Here is a 19,097-nt window from a genome sequence, read left to right on the forward strand (position 1 = left end):
AGAGACAAGTCCAAGCACGCAGACGCACATTGCAACTATCGCTTTCATTACTTAAAGCTCTCTATCGTCTGCATTACCAACTGAATAGCTTTGCCGCCATATTCCATGGTTTTTTGCAAGATTAGGGCGGCTATCTCTGGGTAGGTGAACGCAACCCACATACCAACGCAGGCGAAGAAAAAAGCAACGATCAATTTCATGGGTTTACCTCAGTATCAAGTTGTTCACGCATGGCTTTCTGGCCAACCTCGTGCACATGGATGTAGGTATTTTCTGTCGTGATTACGCTAGGCACAGCTTTTAGCTGAAACGCATCAATCATTTGCTTACTCAACTTCTTCACATCGAGTCCTAATGTCTTGCGCGTATCAGATAGATGTTGCCAACCGTCATCTCGGTTTACCTTCGTTGTGACTGCAATGACCTTGCCTTTGGTGTAGGTCCGCACTTGTCGCTGTGCCCACTCGGTTTGTTGTGGGTTTGTCGCATCAAAGACGACGATGTTTAGCTGGTAAGGTGCATCGAGTAATGGATTGATAACTTGCCCTTTCGCGGCCAACGTATTACCGCGAACATCAACGATATCGCTAGTGACTCGCATCGTTGGGTCGATCCAGAAATCTCTTGAATCCACTGCATCCGGAAGAAAATGGAAGGTTTGGTGTTTCCAGAAGCGCTCGTAGGCCTGACGCTGCTTTGCTTTCCAGTCAATGGCGTCATACCGTTGCCTAGCAAGATCGATTAAATTGGTTTCATCAATATCGTAAGTCGCCCCAACAACGCCTAGATCTAAACTGCTCTGCGCCCCTTCGGATTTGGAGATCAACCATTCAGCCGCGAGAGTCCCTGCAACTTTAAATGTCAGTCCGTCAGCGCGGTAAATCATCGTAGGAACAGCTTCAACATTGCCACGCTCAAATTTCTTAGGCGCCAACTGGACAATGGGCTCAACCTCTAAATCGGCAGCAAGCTTTTTAAACATCCCGATTGTTTTGATGGGACTATTGGTTTCACTTTCCCATCCCTGAAAGAGCACTCTGGCGCCAAGTTGAGAAGCCAATTCAAGTGCGGTTTTTAGCTCAGCGCGCGGCATGCCTAAACTGACAAAGATGTCTAAGTCCACCTTAGCTTCAGGCTCTTTGGGGCGCGGCTTGGTTGAGGCTACATCCTCATCACCTTGGATTTGCTCTTCGAAATAATGGCGAGCTGCAGTCACGGTAGCTTCCCCGCCTTGCTTGGCCAGCTCAGTTGCATCTTCAACATAGGGCTTCGCAATCGCTTGCTGGGTTTGTCCATCAAACCCCTCAAGCCAACCTTCTTGTTGTGCTCGTTCTGTGGCGTCCTTGATTAACTGTTGCTGTGTTGCAATTTGGTCGACAATCGGCTCGTTGGCGACAGTAGGAGTGGCGAGCACAAGCCCGATAAGGGCTAATCGACTAAAGCAATACATATGCTTTCCCTATTACTGCGTTTTTAGGTACAGAGCCCCAAAAGCGCGAGTCATTTGAAGTTGGAGTAGTGCCCATTAAGAACATGTGGTCGTCAGGAACAATCTCAGTTCGCTGGTATGAGCTAATGCGTTCTTTCAGGACGCGCAAACCAAAACGCATCGATACATGATGTGCTTGGCCATCAATAACGGTGACGTCTTGGTCGATGACAACTTTTGAGCCGCTACCTGCCGCGTAGTATTTAATGAGCCTCGTTCCAGCTCGAATCATCGGAGCGCCATCGGTGTGTACGAATCCAACCAAATCACCAGTCTGTACATTTGTGTCGTGACGGTCGATTAAGAACAACCAATGAGGTAAGCATCTGTATTCTTGGGGATCGATGGCTACAGTGAAGCGCTGAAAGAACGCCCACATAAGTAAGCCCATGATCAGAAACATGCTTAACGGAATGGCTAATTGCCGAATAGATACGCGCAAGGGATAAACTCAAATTTGTGTCGACGTAACCATTTTGGGGTCTGATTAGATTTGAGGTGCGGCGCTTAAGGGATGGTTTTTGACGCTTAACACTGTTTGCCAGCTGGTTCTATTTCGATATACTGCCCGCAGCGAAACTCCTCCACGAGCTAGCGAGGATGGGCTGGTTACCTATCCGGCAACGGGCGCCTTCGGGCGCTTTTTGTTTATTTATACCAAACTGGTCAGACCTCCCCCTGTTTTTCAAGCGCGTCCTGCAAGCTGTGTTTTTATGAACTCAAGACGAGGCGCCTACTAGCTCCTCAATGTTTGGCAAAGCAACTGACGAGTTCTCTCGTTGCCTGGCGGACCGCACATCCGCCCCCTACATAGCTCCTCCACGAGCCCGGCCTGAGAAATCAGGCCAACCCACTGACCCTACTGGGGTTAACAATCCCCCCGAGCCGCATTGGCTCGGGGTTTTTTTTATCCGCAATAAAAAAGGCTGCCGAAGCAGCCCTTTTCAACTTTAGAGGCGTTAATGGGTTACGGTGTATGTCTTCGTACTCTCAATACACTCAAAAGAATCATCACAACCGACAAGTTTCACATCAACAGCACTCACATCACTTAAGTGCGGATTCTTGTAGTACTTCATGCGGTCAGAGCCACCAACATAATCGCCATTCATATACCACGAGTATGTCTTCATACTGCCGTCAGGATCACGGCACTGTGCTTGGAAGTTCAGAGCCGACGTATCTTGACTGAACTCAACTTCGCACTCAGGCAACACGTTATCAACCACTTCGATGACCATTTCATCTGATGCTGATTGGCCAAAGTCGCTATCGGTTTCAACTCTTAACGTGTGGGTACCCGCAGCCAAGTCTTCCATATTCCAATAAATGGGCGTTGCAGACTCTGTATTTTGCAGCTCACCGTTGAGATACCAGCGAATCGATGTGACCGAATCCATGCTGTGACTCAACTTGCGGTCGGCATAGAGATACGTGCTCAGCGGCTCCTTCATGGTCTTATTTGAATACGAGCGAGTTCTCATGCTGACGGTCATGGGAATGGATTCTAAAGCATCGAAGAATTCAATCGCCGTAGCCTGCCCACCTCTGTTGTCAGACAGAATTGCAGTAATGTCATGCGAGCCAATCGTATTGATCTTAAGTTTAAATTTGTCTTTAACTCGCTCAATCAATTCAATCTGGCCAGCATCGAAGTCAATGTCCTTAGTAAACTCGACATCCGGTGCAAATATCTTTGGATCCCTAATTTCAATGTCAACATACGCCGGCACGTACTTAACTTTGGTACGAACCTTCACTGTTGGGGTCGGGATTTCATATTTCCAAACTTTAATCCGGCCGACTTTAGTTTTTAAGGTCTGCTCTTTGTAGCCGTCGACCCATGCTCTTAACGTGTAATTTCGGTTTTCGTAGTTATCTGCCAAGCCAGCTTCGGGAACAATGACATCCAGAACGGCTCCTGAGGTAATCGAGCCGTCTGGATGAACCCATTCAGCACTGGTACCTAAACGATTTTCCGAAATCGTAGCAGCCACATAGAGTTGCTCACCAACTTCTATGCTGCTTGGGATATCGGCCTTGATTGACGGCGATTGTGGCGGTGTCACTCGGAAGTAGAACGTTGTCTCATCCCAACCATCACCAATAGATGGATCGGTTTCAGCATAACGCATACGCGCTTTCACTTTGACTGTTCTCGCGACAGATGTGTCCATGGCAACTTCTGCATCGCCCGACTCCCAGTTACGTCCATCATCCATTGACCACTCAATGTCACCATCCGCTAACTGATCTGTAATGCTATCCCAGAGTGAAAGCTTGATATCCGGCTCGCCAATGTAAGCGTCTTTTTGCCCAATAATTTCAAGATTAGGGGTGTCGTAAGCAATGACATGCAATGATTCAGTGGTAGTCACAGCTGTCGTGAATTGGTTGTGAACGATAGCCCGAACATCCCACTCACCAGCTTCATCTAGACTGAGATACATTTCATCCGGTCGGCGTGATGATGCAGGATAAGTTGACCACGTATCACCGCCATCGTCGGACACTTGCCAGATGATTTCCCCCATTGAATCTTCGTCTGCATCCGTGGCTGGTTTGTATCGGATAACCGCATCAAACGGGATGCGGTCGGTTAAATACTTGCCGCTCAATGCCCCCTCAATCGCTTCACCTTTAAATACTGCAACGTTTATACAGCGCGAGCGTTTTACACGCTCATAGCCTTCAATTGGCGAGACAACTTCCGCGCGAACGCACATCTTGTTTTTGCCCAACCATTCATCACCTGGAATGGTAAATACTGCCTCATCCTCTGTACCGTCATACAGAATCGGTCCCGCAATGTCTTCATACTCATTTCGCCCGAGCCTGCGCTCCAACGTGAGCATCCATTGACCATATGTTTCAAGGTCGTAATTGTACTGAGCTGACGCGCGCGAATAAGTGGCAACCTTGGCGCCAATTTTAAGCTCCTCGCTTGATAGCATCAGATCATCTCGAAGGCTGACATATGTCCGAATGCTCTTGGATGGAACAAACGCGACGTCAACGGTTTCAGATACCGCTACTTCAGGTTGAAGCTGGTAATTTACGCCCACTTCCACGTTGCGTGTTTCCCACAAATCACCCGGCTCAACGTACAATCGAGCGCTCCCTTTTTGCTGGGCACTTGGATCTCGCTTATTTCTGCGCTCTTTCCAGAAGTAGTAGTCCTCCTCTCCATCAGAGGCAGCGGATACCATTTCAACTTTGGCAGGGACCGACAAGACTTTGGCATCGGCAAAGCGTCCCCCTTTGAGTTCCGCAGCAAACAATGTTGACGTAATTTCCTCTCGGCCATAAACGGCCACTTCAGGAACGTCAGCCGCAACGACCTCAAACTCAGACGTGTTGTCAGCAACAACGACGCTATTCCCCTCACCATCAAAAAAGACCATTCGGTAATTAACTAAATGTGCGCCTTCTTCTTCCATCACGCCATGAAGCTCAGCCCCTTGCGTTCCTTCATCGACATACATGCCCTCAGGAATCAGTGGCCATTCAACGACACATGCGGGCCGCGAACGCATACCGAACTGATTGGCCAGTTCATTCGTCGCTACCATTCGGCATGATTGGCCTTTGGCCTGATTCAAATAAAATCGGTTTTCGGTCAGCTTTTGATAAATTGGCGATGCAGCACCGGATAGCTCGTAGGTTACCGGCGCAAAGGTCACTTGCTGATTGCTTACAACCGGCTGATCATTAATTCCTGTTGCCTGAATTTCTACGTCGTAAAGCGTGTTAGGCGAAAAGGATAAACCTTCGGATGAGAGGTATTGAACAGAGGCGTCTTCGCCCTGCTCCATCACGGCAACTTGGCCATCAATCGTCACCTGATTAATGGTCAGTGCATCTTTGAAATTGTTGAAGCCAGCGACCACAAGATGATCAACGAAGTAGAAACTACCGCCCTCGCTTAGCTTCTGATAGTTATTGAATACTGCTAATTGCGGCTCATCACGCGAAAACCAATGATCGCCCACAGACTTGGCTTTTGCGTTTGCATAGGAGTCTTGCGCATTCACATCAATTGCGTAGCCACCATCAGGGACGCTGGACACTCGAACTTTGTAAGCCAGCTTGTCGCCCACTTTGATTTGCGAGCCATACGAATCGAGCGTGTAATTATCGTCGTAGGTTAACGTTCTGCCTGTGAACAGCTTGTAGCCGTCGACAACCTTATAGGGCTCGACCGGATAGCCGTTTTCATCTGGCGTAAAGTCCAACGTCACACGTCTTGGTTGCCACCAGTCGCCCTCATCTGCTGCATGCGGAGAGCTGACAACGACCAACCCTTCATCTGGCCCAATTTCAATCGGCGTACCATCAACATCATGAGTTATCGTCTCGGCATTGAAGTCCGCATTAAACACCGCGTATTCAACAACTGGCGGGCGGTAATCCCACGCAAGATCAAGTAGGCTCGAATAAACACCATCGTCATAAAACTGATTCGCCGAGTTCGCTGCCAATTGTTGGGTTAACACACCTTGAAGGGCATCTCCTTCTTCCGCACCCAGAGATACATTGACGGTCATTGAGCACTGCGTATCACCTTCTGGAACGCTACACGTATGCGCGCCGCCTTCGATGTCGATGTCGATGCGCTGATCATAATTTCGTGGTTCTAGGTCAACTCTAACAATTCGTAGCGGATCGGATGGATCATGGTTCACTGGTTGATAACCCGTGCGCCAAGTGCCAGAGCCCCACCGTGTTTCTACGCTAGTCATCACTGGCGGCACTGGCTCAAGCACGGTTTCCGCAATAGAGCCTTCAGCAATCGTTATTTTTTCATGGGAAGATCCGCTGAAATAACTAACGGAATAGGTTGCTGACAGGTTGCCCGCCACCGTTGGAATACCTGTAACGTTCAGTGCCGATTGATTCAGTCCCGCGTCGGACGTCGACCATTCAAGCAAACAATACAGTCGGCTTTCTGATGAGCCATTTTGGGCTAACGATTCGTCGTAGGTCAAAGTGCAACCATCGGCAGAGGCGTCCACATCCAGTGTGTATGACTTTACATTGGCTACAACGTCACCAGACGGCTGGCTTGCGTTAGGCTCAGGCATATGAGCCTCTATCGAGCCCACCAGCGTAATAGACTTAGCTAGCGCAGCGTTTGAGCAACCGGCCAATGCGATTGCAAGAACCAGCCGCTTGTATAGAATCGCCATCTACATCCTTCCCATGTCAGATAAAATCTCTCATGGGGCACTTTACGTGCCCTGACGTAAAGCGCTGCCGTGTAACGACGGAAAAACGGTTACCTAAGGTGAGTCGTTAGTGCCGCTGATGCAATGGTCGATTATCAACAGCCTTCCAGTGACGCATCGACTGACTAACTTCGGGCTTTAATTGAAGTAATTTCCTGTAAGTTGTGGCATCAAACTTCACCGATTCAACGTGTCCGCACCCATATGCAATTACACCTATGGAGCGTGGCCAATACCACCGCCGAACAAGGCCTGTGTACAGCAATACTTGGTAGCGTTCACGGTGCGACACGCTACCTGAATAACGGCGCGACTTGAATTCACCTACAAAGAATCGCAACCGAAGAAGGTCAAAAAACAGTGCGTCCGGCGCCCCACAGATCCCTTTTTTCGCTATATAGGCTGCTTTTTTGTGTTTGCCGATATCAGCACCTATGAGAATCGAAAGTAACGGTGCGTTGAATAGCCGCTTAATGCGCCAATTTCGCACGGTAATAAACACGACTATCACCAACACCACGATAGCGATGTCAATCATCCCAACACTCCTTGAAGCAATCCAGCTTCGTAGAAAAACCATGCACTGAGGCCAATACATAGCCATTTAACCAGCCACCACAAAGGACTACTGCCACCCGCTCGACTGTGAGCTTTGTCCCCTTGCTTGGCTGCTGCGGCGTCATACGCTCGCCCTCGGTGAGAACAAAACTTAGCGGGGTCGGCCGCATAGGCACTAAGCTGACTGACGGATATTTGGTTGCGTTTTCCCATCGAGTTCCTCTAAAAATTCCTCTACTAATTTCACATCGACATTCTTGCCGACACACAAGCCATCTGCAGCTCCGTGCTGAGATTTGCCAGAAGCCCCAACATCACCAAAACCCCTCAGATAAAGATCTCGTTTCGCTATTTCAAACCCACTACTGCATTCTTCCAGCACCTTTAGCCGCTGGAGCGATTCTTCTTTTACTGGCTTCGGGCAGTACAAGTCGCAGTAGCCATTGCCGCCATGCCGAGCCACACGACCTCTGATTTGATGAAGCGTGGTTAAGCCAAAGCGCTCGGCATGCACGATAATCACTCGAACCAACTCAGGAATGGTGATCCCAACTTCGACCACTGAGGTGGACACTAGAACGTCTGCGTCACCACTTTTCATGTCGGTTAGTGCTGCCTCGTTTTCATTGGACGATTTACCGGCATGAGCACAGCGAACGCGACCTGGCGCAAATGGCTCCCACTTAGCTGCGATTTGCTCCGCCGAAGGCAGAGAGTCATCCGTGCCAGCCTCACGTTTTGGGCAGACCACCAGCACCTTGCCACCAGCTTCGATGGTTTGTAACGCGTCCGACATCATTGCTTGCGCTTGTGACTTTTCGACGATGCGAGTGTAAATATGCTTGGCTACGTGGCATTGCGTTAGTCGTAGAACCTCAACGCCTCCGTGCTGAGCCAGTGCTGTTGTTCGGGGGATAGGCGTCGCTGACGCTGTGATCTGGTGGCTTGTATCAGACACCAACTGCTGTTTTTGGCCAACACTAAGCTTCTGTTCTTCGTCGCAAACAACCAGATCGAACACACCAACATTGCGATGCAACATGGCCGTCGTGCCGATCAACACGGGCACATCAATCAGTGGCATGGCTGCATCCGTTTGCCCCGTCACCAATTGACACGAAATATCGGGGTACCACTCGTGAAAGTCAGCATGAATTTGAAGCGCCAACGATTGATTTGGCAGCATGACGACAGCCCGACCGCCGGCTGATGCGCAATAGGCAACAGCAGCGAGCATTACGCAACTTTTGCCCGTCCCAACATCTCCCAGCAATAGAAAATTTTGCGGTTGATATCCACGCATAGCGATAGCAAGGCGTTGAATGCATGCTGATTGCTCTTTGGTTGGCTCAAATCCAAATGATTGTGTGAAGGGAAGAATTGAACCCGCATTCAGTAAGTTTCTCTTAGCGCTCTGGGAGCTTCCAGTGGAGCTTGCACCTTTTAGGATGCCAATAACGTGTAATGCCTCAATACGCTCAATGACGCTCTGCGCCACTAATGCTGACTCCATCGACTTCGGACGATGCAACTCAAGCAGCAGGTCTTCTAACGTCCATTTTGGACACTGAATCATTTGTCTAACTTTGCTGCCGTCCGTAACGACCAGGGATAAGGTTTCGGCAATTTTTTTCTTCGCCATTGGTAGTGTTTTTAGTAGGTTTTCGTCGACCGTCTGTTTAACTTTTGAAGGTGTAATGACCTTTGCTTTGCCGGGATACACTGGCACAACAGTGCCGATATCCGCTGAATCTACAGGGTGAGCGCCATCAAGGTAGAGTCGGTTATTGAACCATGATATTTGGCCGCTGAAGTAAATCCGGTCGGCCATCGCCTCAAGTTCACTCACCAGCGTTCGGCAATCGCCAAAAAGGGTAAAGCCGATCGTGTGACCATCTGCGTCACGCAGTCGCCCTGACGAGCTGGGACGCTTGTTTTTAAACCGTGTTGTTATTGAACCATCCAGTTGACCGCATACAACCACTTGTTGCCCGATATAAAATTGCTGCGGGTTTAAGGAGTTATACGTTTGCCGGTAGTCCCTATAACTCGACGGGATGAGCAATGGAATCTGCCACGAATGCTTAACGCCCAGAGAAGTTAGGCGCCCAAGCTTGATGGGGTCTTGAGTTTCGGAGAGCTGTTTTGAGGCCACAAGCTTACCTTTCTTGGCTGTTACGTTACTTCTAACCTAAAGCCAAATAGCAATCGCGCTACTGCACTACCCTGCGGTTACCAAGCTTGCATCGTATGGCACAAACAGTGAAGGGGAATCCACGTCATTGAGTAAGCCACCGGTTGCTGACTCAGGCAGCAGACCATTTGAAGGAAGTTGCCCTACCCAATAAAATACGCGTGCGCCCGAACGTCGCTTGAGCGTTAACCGAACCCAATCTTTTTCGGGGTTATCAAGCGCTGAACATCGCTCTGCATAATTAAGTATCTTGACAGGCACGTCAGTTGGCTCAACACGCTGCTGCTCGAAAATTTGGGGCATATTCGATTGACCAACAGCAAATTGCTGCACCTCAAATTCAAAGACGATCAAATCATCAACAGCATACTCATGTGAGCAACTGCTCGGCCCTCCCATCCATTGACCGACAAGAACCTTTGGACCGCTGCGCTCTATGGGGCTGAGAAGCCAAAATAAAAGCGCGCCAGCCACCGCAATCGAACACGAAAAGAGCATTACCTTAAGGCTTAATTTTTTACTCGACAGCACCCGCTGTGCTCCTTTAGAAAATAGCGTGATGTTACCTTACGCCTTCGTGCTTACTTGGATCTGTCGTAAGCGTACTGATTTTAGTGACTAAGGCCCTTTTACCCTATGTTCCTCTTGTTACCCTAAGGCTGAACAGATGGAGATAGTAAGATGCCTGTTGTATTGGCTGCATTTCTGCAAAGCCTAATCGTCGCTAGCTGCGTAATGTTGCTGGTATGGTTTGTTCAGGTCGCGACATCAAATCGTCTAATGCGCGTTATGGGGAGGCGTCCCGCTTGGTTTTTTTGTGCTCCTGGCATCATTTGTCACGAGCTTTCCCATGCGTTGATGTGCTTCGTATTCTTTCACCGTATAACTTCAATGTCACTTGTGACCTATGACCCTCAAAGTGCAACGTTAGGCTACGTTCACCATATTTATCGTACATCATCGTTTTATCAACGGTTGGGGCTGCTGTATATCGGATTAGCCCCGTTTTTGCTTGGGCCTCTGGTTATTTTGCTAGGAGCGCAATTACTCCTTCCTGAGCCCGATAAAATTTTCTCCCTAATTCGCATAGCTGGCGACAGCATTGAGCTTGCCCCTACGTTCACTACGATGTTCAGCGAATCAATCACGCTTTATTTGTCGCTATGGGATGCTGTTTTGGAGCTAGCCAAGGACTCGTTGGTGTTGACCACTGTATGGCTGGCTGTGTCCGGCTCAATCGCAATTCATTGCGCACCTAGTCCTGCCGACCTAAGAAGCGCTGCGACCGGGCTGGCCTACAATAGCGTGCTGGTGATAGTGTGCGGCAGTATCGCGGTTGCCGCAGGCTGGGAATGGCCCGAAGCCGCTCACTGGCTAGGCTTTGCCGCTTCGCTTTATTTGTTAGTCATCGCACTTTGCCTTGTTTGGTGGTTAGTTTTAATGGGGATTTCGATTGTAATATCGGCCATAAAACGTACCACCAGCGCAGGTACAAATGCCGCCCTATAGTGCTAAGCGACTCGACGCCATGCAGCATTTAGAGAGCGGAAATTGGCGATAGAGAATTGAGAAACTTTATTATTTTTGGTTTGGCGATTGGCGCTTGTTTCGGGTTCGTGTGAGGCCGCCTCAGTCCTAGTTGGACGACTTGGGTTGAGTCGATTTCTTGGGGAATGCGTATTCCTTGCCATCTAATACCCAGCTAGCTAAACCGAGCGCCGCCAAAAGGAATAAAGCTAAACCGGCAATTTTTAATTGCTCAAATTGGTACACGTACTCACTTAGCAAAATAGCTACTACTCCTGCAATTTGCATTGCTACGTATAAAGCTAGCTTTAGCCGCTCTGAGCGCTGTCGGCCCTGAAAATAAGTATCCATATTCGGTTTCCCTTGTTTATTAGGCCGCTTGGTAGCGACGAATACTGTACTGGCCGGTTGGCTCTAACCAATCCCAATCCAATGGCGACTCATTCCGCAAAATGCGCTTATCGGTCTTTTCATCACAACCAATATCGAGCGAGCCAAAACAAATATTTACGCGCTTCAGGTTCGGCATTGCACCAGTATTTGGTTTCCAGTCACTAAAGAACTTGGACAGCTTAGATTTGTTGCGCTTTGTGAGTCGTCGTTTCATGACTGTTTTCCTTTATTGAACAATCTTGAATTCGGCCCGGCGTTGCTCAGCCCGTTCGCCACTGCTTATTCTGGCTTTCGCTACTTTACCGACTAGATTTCCATCGCCATCTGTGACAATGAAACCTTGTCCTGCTAGAAGATCTAGCGCTCGGCATAATTCAGAATCCTCTCGCTGACCGATCGATGGCATGTAGTAATGTGCTGAATGGCCTTTACATTCGATTACATCCAGCGCCCAATCACGCTCTTTTGACCAGTTTCTCTGGCGTCGTGACTCGGTAAGTTTGTGATACACCATCTTGACCAAATCCCACAAAACAATCCCAACAAGGACGTAAATCACTAACTCTGTCTGCACTGGTGGATTGCCTTAGTCCTAATTAGGACTCTCTATTAATTTTGATAGTCTTCTGCAATACACGCATTGATATAGTCAATCCGCTCATTGCCATCTCTAATTTCTTGCTCGAACCGAAGGCATTCTTCCTCATAGAGATTAAGAACTCGCTCTTGGTCTGACGCCCATAACAATGAAATTATTTGCTTTGCCGTAAATCCGTCTTTGTCTAACTTTTGCAATAGCAGCTCTAAACATCGATTAACATCTTCACTATCATCAATGTTGACTACTTGCCCCTGAAGTTTTAGATAAAATTCGGCAAACTGAACAAGGTCTAGACCAACGCAGTATTTCACGAAATTTTTTACTTCATTTGCTACATCTAGCATTAGTCGAGGGGTTCCTTTATGGTTTTGTCACTGTGATGGCATTGCTCTTAACTTTTGTACACCCCAGTAAACAACAGATGATATTGTCACCGCCAGAACCCACGAATACACCCCATTGAATCCTTGCTCATACGCGAACGATAGAGCCCCGACTGGAACTAGCCCAACACAATACCCCAATAACCTCGCCCTTTTGTTTGTTGCATTTGGTAAGTACATAAATGCAATTGTGATACAAAGAGTTATCAGCAACATCGGCATGTGTGATTCCACCAATTTCGCAAAATCTTTCAGCTCTATAGAGTTACCCATTGGGGCAACATAAGACCAGAAAAACATCTGCCAACACAGCATCACCATAATCCAAGGGGAGTAGCTCAAAAGCAGTAACAGTTCCTGCTCTTTGTTTTCACTCTCAGTCTTCATGTTCATACCCATAATTGGTTGCCTTTGTCTATTAACTAGCTAGAAGAGTGCCAGCGATTACGCAGGTAGCTGCAAAAAGACCTAGCAATAGTGAATTGCGCCAAGAGGCTTTTTTAAGCATTTCTTTTTCAAATTCGGTCATCTTAATATCGTCCTTTTTGTCTAAGTTCGTACCAGCCCCTGCGCCAATGCGGGGGTCTTCAAGTTGCACAGGAGTGCCGTGCAAAAGAAATTCTTCCACCAAGGCATCAATTTCTGAATCACTGAAACCATGCGGGTTGCCATCACCAACCAAGTTCAGCCTGATTAGCCGATCTACGCTGGCTCTCAACTTCGATTGATGCATAAAGTGCACAATCTGAAAACCAGATTGGCGACTCATTATTTGAAAATTAGTCCATGCGCGGATCTGCTCTTGCGCATACCGATATGCGTCTTCTTTTTTCACCCTAATACCTCAACTGCAAATCCAACAATGGGTTTCCTTCCTACTAGTTAGCGGTTTCGTCTTTGGCTGTCAGCTTGCGAGCTATGGGCTTTGCAACATCAGCCAGCTTATCAACCGTCTTTTCCAAGGTAGCTACAACTCTTTTGCTCACTTGAACCGGTGGCGCATCTGTTGACTCATGTTGAATCAACCTTAGAGGGGCTTCTTCCACGCGAGTTAATGCAGTGCTGAACAAGCGTTTTGCATACTCCTCATCTAGATTGACAGCTTCTTGCCTGTATCCCTCGTAAGCTTGTGAAACAGTTGCTTTGTATGCATAGTCTTCAGATAACTTAAATCGTTGCCCTATCTGGCTAGTGGCTATTATGGCAATCCAAATTGGCCCCCCCAAACCTAAAGCGGCCAAGAACAATTGAATGAACACTGGTGCGTAGTGAATAGTCTCCTTTGTAAGCATTGCTTCCACAGCGACTAGCTTTCCGTGCCCTATCCATATTGCGACAGTAATAGACGTGACGAGTATCGCAAACCAACCCCATAGGCTCAGAGATAGCATCAAGGCCCGCTTATTAAATGCAGCCGCAAGTCCTGTTGATGTAACAATGCGATACTTCTCTTCAATACGCTTCTCAATTGCAGCGGCATTTTCAAGCGCTTTTTGGGCGTCCTGTTCATGCTTAATTGTTTTATCGCGGGACTCACCCGATGACTTTTTCCACCTATTGAGTTGGGTGCTGATGTCTTCGGTTTCGCTCGCTGCCTGTTCTAGACTTGCAAGTGTTTCAGGCAACTTTCTCGAAGTTTTATATGCCTCATTTATGGCGGTAACTTTGCCACTCAAGCCACTCGTTTGATCTTCGAGCTTTGAAACAACGGGAGCTATTTTTCGGACTCGTTGCTCTAAACTAGGGGGCCAGTGGTTTTCGTCATTCATAACGCTACTGATCAGTTCACCGCTTAATTCCCCTTTGAGCCAAGTAAGCGTGGTCAGTAGATTAGGCAAAGCCTGATGCCCCTGAGCGTTGTTTGATACCAGATGAGGGACTACGTGCTGTTTGAGCTCTGCAACAATCCCGTCATAGGATTCCAAGTCCTCAACGGTGGCTGTACTTCCAGAATATGAAGCCACTAGATCCGATGATAGCTCTCGACACATGGCCGCCACAGAGGAAAATGGCACTCGCGAAAAATGAGCTCCCAAAACGCTCGCTTGGCTAACGTGGTTTCCGGCTTTCGCCTCAATAGCGTCAGCTAGTTCGCCTAAAGAAGCTGAAAGGTTGTTTAGCGCGTCTTGACTCATTCAATTTTCCTCGATGATCTTCATTCAAATAGTTTTTCTGCGCCAATCAGCGGGATCAGTCGCATTAACACATCGTCCATCACGCCGCCTTCAGCGGTCGTGATCAGCTTGGCTTTTCGGTCAGCCCACGCCAGCGTTTGAATCAAACTGGCAGCAACTACCGAAGGTCGATCTAAATTCTTCACTGGCACCTCGGTTGGGCCACCTCGAACGCTGGTGCTAATGGGGCAGATGATCACAAGGCCGGTGCGCTTGTTATATTCATCGCTCGACAACACAAGTGCTGGTCGGTATTTGCCAATCTCACGCCCTTTAGTTGGCTCAAAATCAAGCCAAATGATGTCGTTCCGTTTTGGGGTAAATCCTGCCACTACTCGCCAAGCTCCTTGCCTGATACTGTCGCCAATTCATCCGCATGAGCCGTAAAAGCATCCAAGCCACTAACCAACTCTGCCTCGCTAAATGGAAAACGTTTCTTAGGCTTTGGCGCAGGCGCAATCACAAGCTTTCCAGCTTGAACTTGCACATCAATCTCAGCACCTTCTGAAAGCTCTAACTGTCGAGCAAAAGCAGCAGGAATAATACTTCCCAAACTGTTTCCGATTCTTCGCACTTGGGTTCTCATTGAAAGCACCTGTATGAACATTGTTATTACATTAGTAATTGTACGGACTTTGAGTGTCGTGTCAACATTGTTATAACTCAACAAGTGTGGTTACACCTCATTTTTGAGTCAGCTTGATTGGGCTTCTAGTTGCAAACAAGTTTTCATGAGCCGAATCGAATGCTGCTAAATCTAAGTCTGAGTACACCAACTGAGAATCAATACAAGAATGACCAAGAACACCCTGAATCGTTTCCGGTTCTACGCCTTTTCGCCTTAAAGCATCTGTGACACTTCGACGGCCTGAATGGCTTGAACATTGAGGAAAACCATAATGCTGATGCAGCTTGGATAGGTGTGTTTGTAGGTTAGTATGCACTAGATACTGTTTACCTTTGGTTACTTTACGGGTTGGTGCCCAATGGCCCCACGCCGCAGCATAGTAACGGGGAAACACCGGACTATCAGGGTTTAAACCTCTATAGCGCTTACTATTGCCAAGCATGATCCCTTTTTCGACGCGCATACTTAGCCAAGCTTCAAGTATGGCCCGTTGCTGCTTGACCACGACAGGGGCGATAGTAGGTAAGCTGCCTTTGGTGGCCGCAGCTCTAATCCGAGTCATAGAGCAAATTTGACCATTCGGATACATAGCCTCTTTAACTAACCATCCAGCAACTTCAACTGCTCTAAATGCAGAGGCGTAACACATCCAAAGCATACAGTTATCACGCATCACCAACACTGGATCTTTATCTTTCAGATCGAGCCGCATGAGTAAGGTTTGGAAGTCTTTTGGCGAGATAACGCCAGCCTGTTTTGGACGCCAACCGTTCGGTGGTTCCAATATTTTTGATAGTGATCCGACCAAGGCTATTCCCCCATTTCAGCAAAAAGCCTTACTCAAAGGAATTTTGAGCATCAGATCAACAATAGCGCATGGTTACTGGGAACCAAGGAAACGCGAGAGTATGCAACTTTATTACTCAGTATCTATATTCTTAGCCGACAGTTCGTCGCTGATTTCTGGTTTCTTGAAGACTAGTGGCATATTTAATCTTGATTTCAGTGCCGACACTAATGATTCTGCATCATCTAAAGCGTCAACCGGGTCTCGATGCTTAGTAGCTTCGAGTTGCTCTTTCAACCAAAACGAAGTTGATGGGTCATTAGCAATAGCTTGCTCAAATTCGCCAATTTTCATACTTCGGGCTTCCTTGTTTCTAACGCTGCTTTGCAGCTTTAATTCTATTGATTAAACATGGCGATACTCGCGACACACAAAACGCCATCATGAGCACAAACGCACTTGCATGTAGCAAACCGTACTTTTCAAAAACTGAAATAGCCCCAAGCCACAAAAACACCACATAAAGCACGACAAAAACCAAACCGATGAGCGGATATCGAGCAATGAACGTAACGCACTTGCTTGTCAGTTGCATCTGGCCTCCTTAAACCGTCACGATTACTTACTCATCGCTAGGCGCTGTAGCTCCGCTGGCGGCTTGTAACCACCTTTAATTTTGCTTCCGTCCGCCCAATACAGTGCCGGCGTTCCACGAACACCCAACTGCTGACCAAGATCGTAATGTCTTGCCACCGCATCGCTATCACACGTTGATTGCCCACTATGTTTAGCGTTCATAAGATCATGTAACGAGTCCTTTGGTGTTTCAGAGCACCAGCTTGAGTTCAACATGGCGAACGCTTGACTACCCTTACCGTTGCGTGGATAGGCCAGATAGCGAATCGTAATGCCTAATTCGTTGTAGTCATCGACCTGCGCATGCAGCTTCTTACAATAGCCGCACGTTGGATCAGTAAAGGCATATACGACCGTTCGTTCTTCTCTGGCCGTAAATTCGATGTAGTCGGCTCCTTTGGTGGTGAGCAGTTCCTTCCGGTCGTCCTTCAAGCGCTTTTCTGTGTGATTAAAAAAGTTCTTATCAAAGTCATAAAGGCTGCCACCAAACATCTTTGTCCCATCTTTGGACACATAGAAAATTCGGCTATCTGTAACGACCTGATAAAACCCATCGATTGGAGCGTCTTCGACCGACCGCATTTTGGCTGACCAACCGCTCAGCTCTTTAAATTTTATGCTCACCTCTTTAGGTGTTAGATCTTCTGCTGCAACCGATAAAGAGAGCAGCGATACGAGGGCCGTTATAGATGCGTTTATTGCTTTGCGCATGAGTCTGAATTTCCACTGTGATTGATATTAGTGATTATTCCGCTCCAGCAAATTTATCAATGTGCTCTTAAGTCTCTTTTTTTGGCAAGTTACAGACCAGTTGCACCATAGGGATTCTGTGGAGAATAGATTCTATCAATCGCTGTACAGAGGCCTCTTATGGTTTCCTACTTAATTATTCACGGATTGCTAGGCATGTTGGTGTGGCAGTGCTTGTTTGTCAGTTATAGGATCGCAGCCAAACCAACCTTGATTCATCAGTTGTTGTTCTCTGCTCTTTGCCTCATTGGCTGGCCCTGGGTTCTTTACAAATTAGCCACCGGTAAAAAAACATGAATAAAATTCCGCAAGAAGATCTAATTCCGTTACAGCTTGAGCAGCGCCTCGTTCTGCCTCAACGTAATGGCCGTGTGTATGTAGCTTCAGGTGTTCGTGGTCGACATCAAGACCTTACTGCAGCACTCAGCGCAGTGTGCTTTGATCCTGAGAACGACCTGCTCGTAATGATGGGGAACATCATTGATGATGCTGGAGATGATTCATTTTCAGTTTTTTCAATGCTTCAGCATGATTGGTGTTATGCGCTGATGGGTACCGAGGAAGCTTGGTTGCTCGCAGGGCTTTGCAGTGCATCTAGTGGTGATGACATCATGACGAAGGCATGGCGCAAACGCGGGGCAAAGTGGTTTGGTGATGCAGTCACGTCCCACGGGGCCAGTGAAGTTGGTCAAGCCCTAAAGCAGATCCACAACCTTCCGTTGACCTTAGAGATTCGCCGAAACGGTCAAAATATTCGTTTTGTTCATGGGGTGCCGCCCGGATTAAATTGGGAATCTGCATCCTTCCGCTCAGAAACCAGTTTTTCCGAATCCTGTGTCTTTGGCGATTTAATGTCTCTGAACATCGGTATGGATATTCGCGGAGCAGCAACGACACTAGTTACTTCTGAACTAATTAATGAGCCAGTGATCCGATTTAATGCTCGAGTGCTACCCAGACAACCAAAAACGCTTCAGCTCATTGAGTTAGGGCACCTGTTAAATCGCGGCTAGTTGCGCGTTATCAAAATGGTTGCAAGCTAATGAAGTAAACAGCGAGGAGATACCAACATGCACCAGAATTACGATCAGCAAGGCTGGCGTCCACATGTCGCCACACCTAATCAATATGCCCCCAGCGGGGCGCGGCCAAATGTTGGCGATCAGTCGAACCAACCCGCGTCATATCAACCTTCGCAGCAAAGCGCTCAACCGTCCAAAAAGCACGGTCCTTTTGACGCTTTGTTTAGCTTGAAGGTGCATGGCGCGAAAACTGCTTTGGAACTGAAGCCAGATATCACTCGAAAAGATTTTCACACTGTTCGCATTGAAGCTGCCCATAAGAAAAACGATGGCACAAAGCAATTTGATTGGGACAATAAAATCGTTCTACAAATCACCAAGTCAGAACTACCAGTGTTCTGTCAGGTGTTCTTAGGCTTATTAAATCAACTTGAGTTTAAAGGTCATAATGTCGGTGACGTTTTAAAATCAATGAAGGCAGCGCACCAGCCGGGCAAGGTTTTTGTGAATCTTCAGGAAACCGGCAAGCAGCTTATTGCAATCCCTGTTTCGCTGCCAGAAGCAGTCATGTTTGGCCACGTTGCATTGGTTCAGTACTGCCAAAATTTCCCTGGGCTTAGTACCGATGCTGCGCTAGCGTCGTTTAGGGCGATGGCCCAACATCAAATGCGAGCTTAGAAGCTAAGGTGCGCAAAATCGTTATCGGGGGCGATTTTGCCTTTAAGGT

At 47.8% G+C, this 19,097-nt stretch carries 24 protein-coding genes; 3 read left to right on the plus strand and 21 right to left on the minus strand.

Going from position 1 to position 19,097, the window contains the following annotated elements:
• Positions 1-47 precede the first annotated feature (47 nt).
• The 8 genes from K0504_RS09600 to K0504_RS09635 form a co-directional block, all read right to left on the minus strand.
• Positions 48-200: a hypothetical protein gene (locus K0504_RS09600; protein ID WP_220103972.1), complete on the minus strand. Its 153-nt coding sequence runs from the start codon at positions 198-200 to the stop codon at positions 48-50.
• Positions 197-1,450 carry a TrbC family F-type conjugative pilus assembly protein gene (locus K0504_RS09605; protein WP_220103973.1) on the minus strand — a complete coding sequence of 418 codons (1,254 nt, stop codon included), beginning with the start codon at positions 1,448-1,450 and terminating at the stop codon, positions 197-199. The genes K0504_RS09600 and K0504_RS09605 overlap by 4 nt, the downstream gene beginning before the upstream one ends.
• Entirely contained in the window at positions 1,437-1,931 is a 495-nt protein-coding gene (locus tag K0504_RS09610) for a S26 family signal peptidase (RefSeq protein ID WP_220103974.1), read from the minus strand. Before K0504_RS09610 ends, K0504_RS09605 begins: the two co-directional genes overlap by 14 nt.
• 517 nt (positions 1,932-2,448) lie before the next feature.
• The gene (locus K0504_RS09615) at positions 2,449-6,678 is read right to left on the minus strand and encodes a hypothetical protein (RefSeq protein ID WP_220103975.1); all 4,230 of its coding nucleotides are present in this window, start codon (positions 6,676-6,678) and stop codon (positions 2,449-2,451) included.
• A 106-nt stretch (positions 6,679-6,784) separates the two neighbouring features.
• Positions 6,785-7,255 carry a hypothetical protein gene (locus K0504_RS09620; RefSeq protein ID WP_220103976.1) on the minus strand — a complete coding sequence of 157 codons (471 nt, stop codon included), beginning with the start codon at positions 7,253-7,255 and terminating at the stop codon, positions 6,785-6,787.
• Positions 7,252-7,488, minus strand: a complete 237-nt coding sequence (locus K0504_RS09625) for a hypothetical protein (protein ID WP_220103977.1) — start codon at positions 7,486-7,488, stop codon at positions 7,252-7,254. The genes K0504_RS09620 and K0504_RS09625 overlap by 4 nt, the downstream gene beginning before the upstream one ends.
• Positions 7,451-9,430: a helicase-related protein gene (locus K0504_RS09630; RefSeq protein ID WP_220103978.1), complete on the minus strand. Its 1,980-nt coding sequence runs from the start codon at positions 9,428-9,430 to the stop codon at positions 7,451-7,453. The genes K0504_RS09625 and K0504_RS09630 overlap by 38 nt, the downstream gene beginning before the upstream one ends.
• 66 nt (positions 9,431-9,496) lie before the next feature.
• Positions 9,497-10,000: a hypothetical protein gene (locus tag K0504_RS09635; RefSeq protein WP_220103979.1), complete on the minus strand. Its 504-nt coding sequence runs from the start codon at positions 9,998-10,000 to the stop codon at positions 9,497-9,499.
• 150 nt (positions 10,001-10,150) lie between these two features.
• Here K0504_RS09635 and K0504_RS09640 point away from each other — a divergent pair, with 150 nt between their 5' ends.
• A complete protein-coding gene (locus K0504_RS09640) occupies positions 10,151-10,978 on the plus strand; it encodes a hypothetical protein (protein ID WP_220103980.1) in 828 nt (275 codons plus the stop codon).
• A 126-nt stretch (positions 10,979-11,104) separates the two neighbouring features.
• Here the strand turns inward: K0504_RS09640 and K0504_RS09645 are convergent, their stop codons facing one another.
• The 13 genes from K0504_RS09645 to K0504_RS09705 form a co-directional block, all read right to left on the minus strand.
• Positions 11,105-11,347, minus strand: coding sequence for a hypothetical protein (locus tag K0504_RS09645; protein ID WP_220103981.1), 243 nt, complete (start codon positions 11,345-11,347; stop codon positions 11,105-11,107).
• A 19-nt stretch (positions 11,348-11,366) separates the two neighbouring features.
• Positions 11,367-11,603 (minus strand): hypothetical protein, encoded by a 237-nt coding sequence (locus K0504_RS09650; RefSeq protein ID WP_220103982.1) that lies wholly within the window; start codon positions 11,601-11,603, stop codon positions 11,367-11,369.
• Positions 11,604-11,615: 12 nt separating this feature from the next.
• Positions 11,616-11,963 (minus strand): hypothetical protein, encoded by a 348-nt coding sequence (locus tag K0504_RS09655; RefSeq protein WP_220103983.1) that lies wholly within the window; start codon positions 11,961-11,963, stop codon positions 11,616-11,618.
• Positions 11,964-11,998: 35 nt separating this feature from the next.
• Positions 11,999-12,334, minus strand: coding sequence for a hypothetical protein (locus K0504_RS09660; protein ID WP_220103984.1), 336 nt, complete (start codon positions 12,332-12,334; stop codon positions 11,999-12,001).
• Positions 12,335-12,361: 27 nt separating this feature from the next.
• Positions 12,362-12,772 carry a hypothetical protein gene (locus tag K0504_RS09665; RefSeq protein ID WP_220103985.1) on the minus strand — a complete coding sequence of 137 codons (411 nt, stop codon included), beginning with the start codon at positions 12,770-12,772 and terminating at the stop codon, positions 12,362-12,364.
• 19 nt (positions 12,773-12,791) lie between these two features.
• A complete protein-coding gene (locus tag K0504_RS09670) occupies positions 12,792-13,208 on the minus strand; it encodes a hypothetical protein (protein ID WP_220103986.1) in 417 nt (138 codons plus the stop codon).
• A gap of 43 nt (positions 13,209-13,251) precedes the next feature.
• The gene (locus K0504_RS09675; protein WP_220103987.1) at positions 13,252-14,508 is read right to left on the minus strand and encodes a hypothetical protein; all 1,257 of its coding nucleotides are present in this window, start codon (positions 14,506-14,508) and stop codon (positions 13,252-13,254) included.
• A 20-nt stretch (positions 14,509-14,528) separates the two neighbouring features.
• A complete protein-coding gene (locus K0504_RS09680) occupies positions 14,529-14,879 on the minus strand; it encodes a type II toxin-antitoxin system PemK/MazF family toxin (RefSeq protein WP_220103988.1) in 351 nt (116 codons plus the stop codon).
• Positions 14,879-15,133: an AbrB/MazE/SpoVT family DNA-binding domain-containing protein gene (locus K0504_RS09685; protein ID WP_220103989.1), complete on the minus strand. Its 255-nt coding sequence runs from the start codon at positions 15,131-15,133 to the stop codon at positions 14,879-14,881. Before K0504_RS09685 ends, K0504_RS09680 begins: the two co-directional genes overlap by 1 nt.
• A 97-nt stretch (positions 15,134-15,230) precedes the next feature.
• Complete coding sequence (locus tag K0504_RS09690; RefSeq protein ID WP_220103990.1) at positions 15,231-15,983, minus strand: tyrosine-type recombinase/integrase; 753 nt, start codon at positions 15,981-15,983, stop codon at positions 15,231-15,233.
• Between the two features lie 111 nt (positions 15,984-16,094).
• Complete coding sequence (locus K0504_RS09695) at positions 16,095-16,316, minus strand: hypothetical protein (protein WP_220103991.1); 222 nt, start codon at positions 16,314-16,316, stop codon at positions 16,095-16,097.
• Between the two features lie 19 nt (positions 16,317-16,335).
• On the minus strand, positions 16,336-16,557 hold the full coding sequence (locus tag K0504_RS09700) for a hypothetical protein (RefSeq protein WP_220103992.1): 222 nt from the start codon (positions 16,555-16,557) through the stop codon (positions 16,336-16,338).
• A 23-nt stretch (positions 16,558-16,580) separates the two neighbouring features.
• The gene (locus tag K0504_RS09705) at positions 16,581-17,309 is read right to left on the minus strand and encodes a DsbC family protein (RefSeq protein ID WP_220103993.1); all 729 of its coding nucleotides are present in this window, start codon (positions 17,307-17,309) and stop codon (positions 16,581-16,583) included.
• A gap of 332 nt (positions 17,310-17,641) precedes the next feature.
• Here K0504_RS09705 and K0504_RS09710 point away from each other — a divergent pair, with 332 nt between their 5' ends.
• Together K0504_RS09710 and K0504_RS09715 are read left to right on the plus strand one after the other, a co-directional pair.
• The gene (locus K0504_RS09710; protein WP_220103994.1) at positions 17,642-18,361 is read left to right on the plus strand and encodes a metallophosphoesterase family protein; all 720 of its coding nucleotides are present in this window, start codon (positions 17,642-17,644) and stop codon (positions 18,359-18,361) included.
• A 57-nt stretch (positions 18,362-18,418) separates the two neighbouring features.
• Positions 18,419-19,048: a hypothetical protein gene (locus K0504_RS09715; RefSeq protein WP_220103995.1), complete on the plus strand. Its 630-nt coding sequence runs from the start codon at positions 18,419-18,421 to the stop codon at positions 19,046-19,048.
• The last annotated feature ends 49 nt before the right edge of the window (positions 19,049-19,097 follow it).

This window comes from Neiella holothuriorum (assembly GCF_019457915.1).
In the GTDB taxonomy this organism is placed as follows: domain Bacteria; phylum Pseudomonadota; class Gammaproteobacteria; order Enterobacterales; family Neiellaceae; genus Neiella; species Neiella holothuriorum.

What these genes read in the sequence shown, in the direction of transcription:
- K0504_RS09710 (WP_220103994.1), top strand. Translation starts at nt 17,642, where the DNA reads ATGAATAAAATTCCGCAAGAAGATCTAATTCCGTTACAGCTTGAGCAG.
- K0504_RS09625 (WP_220103977.1), bottom strand. Translation starts at nt 7,488, where the DNA reads ATGGGAAAACGCAACCAAATATCCGTCAGTCAGCTTAGTGCCTATGCG.
- K0504_RS09600 (WP_220103972.1), bottom strand. Translation starts at nt 200, where the DNA reads ATGAAATTGATCGTTGCTTTTTTCTTCGCCTGCGTTGGTATGTGGGTT.
- K0504_RS09665 (WP_220103985.1), bottom strand. Translation starts at nt 12,772, where the DNA reads ATGGGTATGAACATGAAGACTGAGAGTGAAAACAAAGAGCAGGAACTG.
- K0504_RS09705 (WP_220103993.1), bottom strand. Translation starts at nt 17,309, where the DNA reads ATGCGCAAAGCAATAAACGCATCTATAACGGCCCTCGTATCGCTGCTC.
- K0504_RS09605 (WP_220103973.1), bottom strand. Translation starts at nt 1,450, where the DNA reads ATGTATTGCTTTAGTCGATTAGCCCTTATCGGGCTTGTGCTCGCCACT.
- K0504_RS09695 (WP_220103991.1), bottom strand. Translation starts at nt 16,316, where the DNA reads ATGAAAATTGGCGAATTTGAGCAAGCTATTGCTAATGACCCATCAACT.
- K0504_RS09650 (WP_220103982.1), bottom strand. Translation starts at nt 11,603, where the DNA reads ATGAAACGACGACTCACAAAGCGCAACAAATCTAAGCTGTCCAAGTTC.
- K0504_RS09640 (WP_220103980.1), top strand. Translation starts at nt 10,151, where the DNA reads ATGCCTGTTGTATTGGCTGCATTTCTGCAAAGCCTAATCGTCGCTAGC.
- K0504_RS09715 (WP_220103995.1), top strand. Translation starts at nt 18,419, where the DNA reads ATGCACCAGAATTACGATCAGCAAGGCTGGCGTCCACATGTCGCCACA.
- K0504_RS09615 (WP_220103975.1), bottom strand. Translation starts at nt 6,678, where the DNA reads ATGGCGATTCTATACAAGCGGCTGGTTCTTGCAATCGCATTGGCCGGT.
- K0504_RS09620 (WP_220103976.1), bottom strand. Translation starts at nt 7,255, where the DNA reads ATGATTGACATCGCTATCGTGGTGTTGGTGATAGTCGTGTTTATTACC.
- K0504_RS09685 (WP_220103989.1), bottom strand. Translation starts at nt 15,133, where the DNA reads ATGAGAACCCAAGTGCGAAGAATCGGAAACAGTTTGGGAAGTATTATT.
- K0504_RS09700 (WP_220103992.1), bottom strand. Translation starts at nt 16,557, where the DNA reads ATGCAACTGACAAGCAAGTGCGTTACGTTCATTGCTCGATATCCGCTC.
- K0504_RS09645 (WP_220103981.1), bottom strand. Translation starts at nt 11,347, where the DNA reads ATGGATACTTATTTTCAGGGCCGACAGCGCTCAGAGCGGCTAAAGCTA.
- K0504_RS09660 (WP_220103984.1), bottom strand. Translation starts at nt 12,334, where the DNA reads ATGCTAGATGTAGCAAATGAAGTAAAAAATTTCGTGAAATACTGCGTT.
- K0504_RS09675 (WP_220103987.1), bottom strand. Translation starts at nt 14,508, where the DNA reads ATGAGTCAAGACGCGCTAAACAACCTTTCAGCTTCTTTAGGCGAACTA.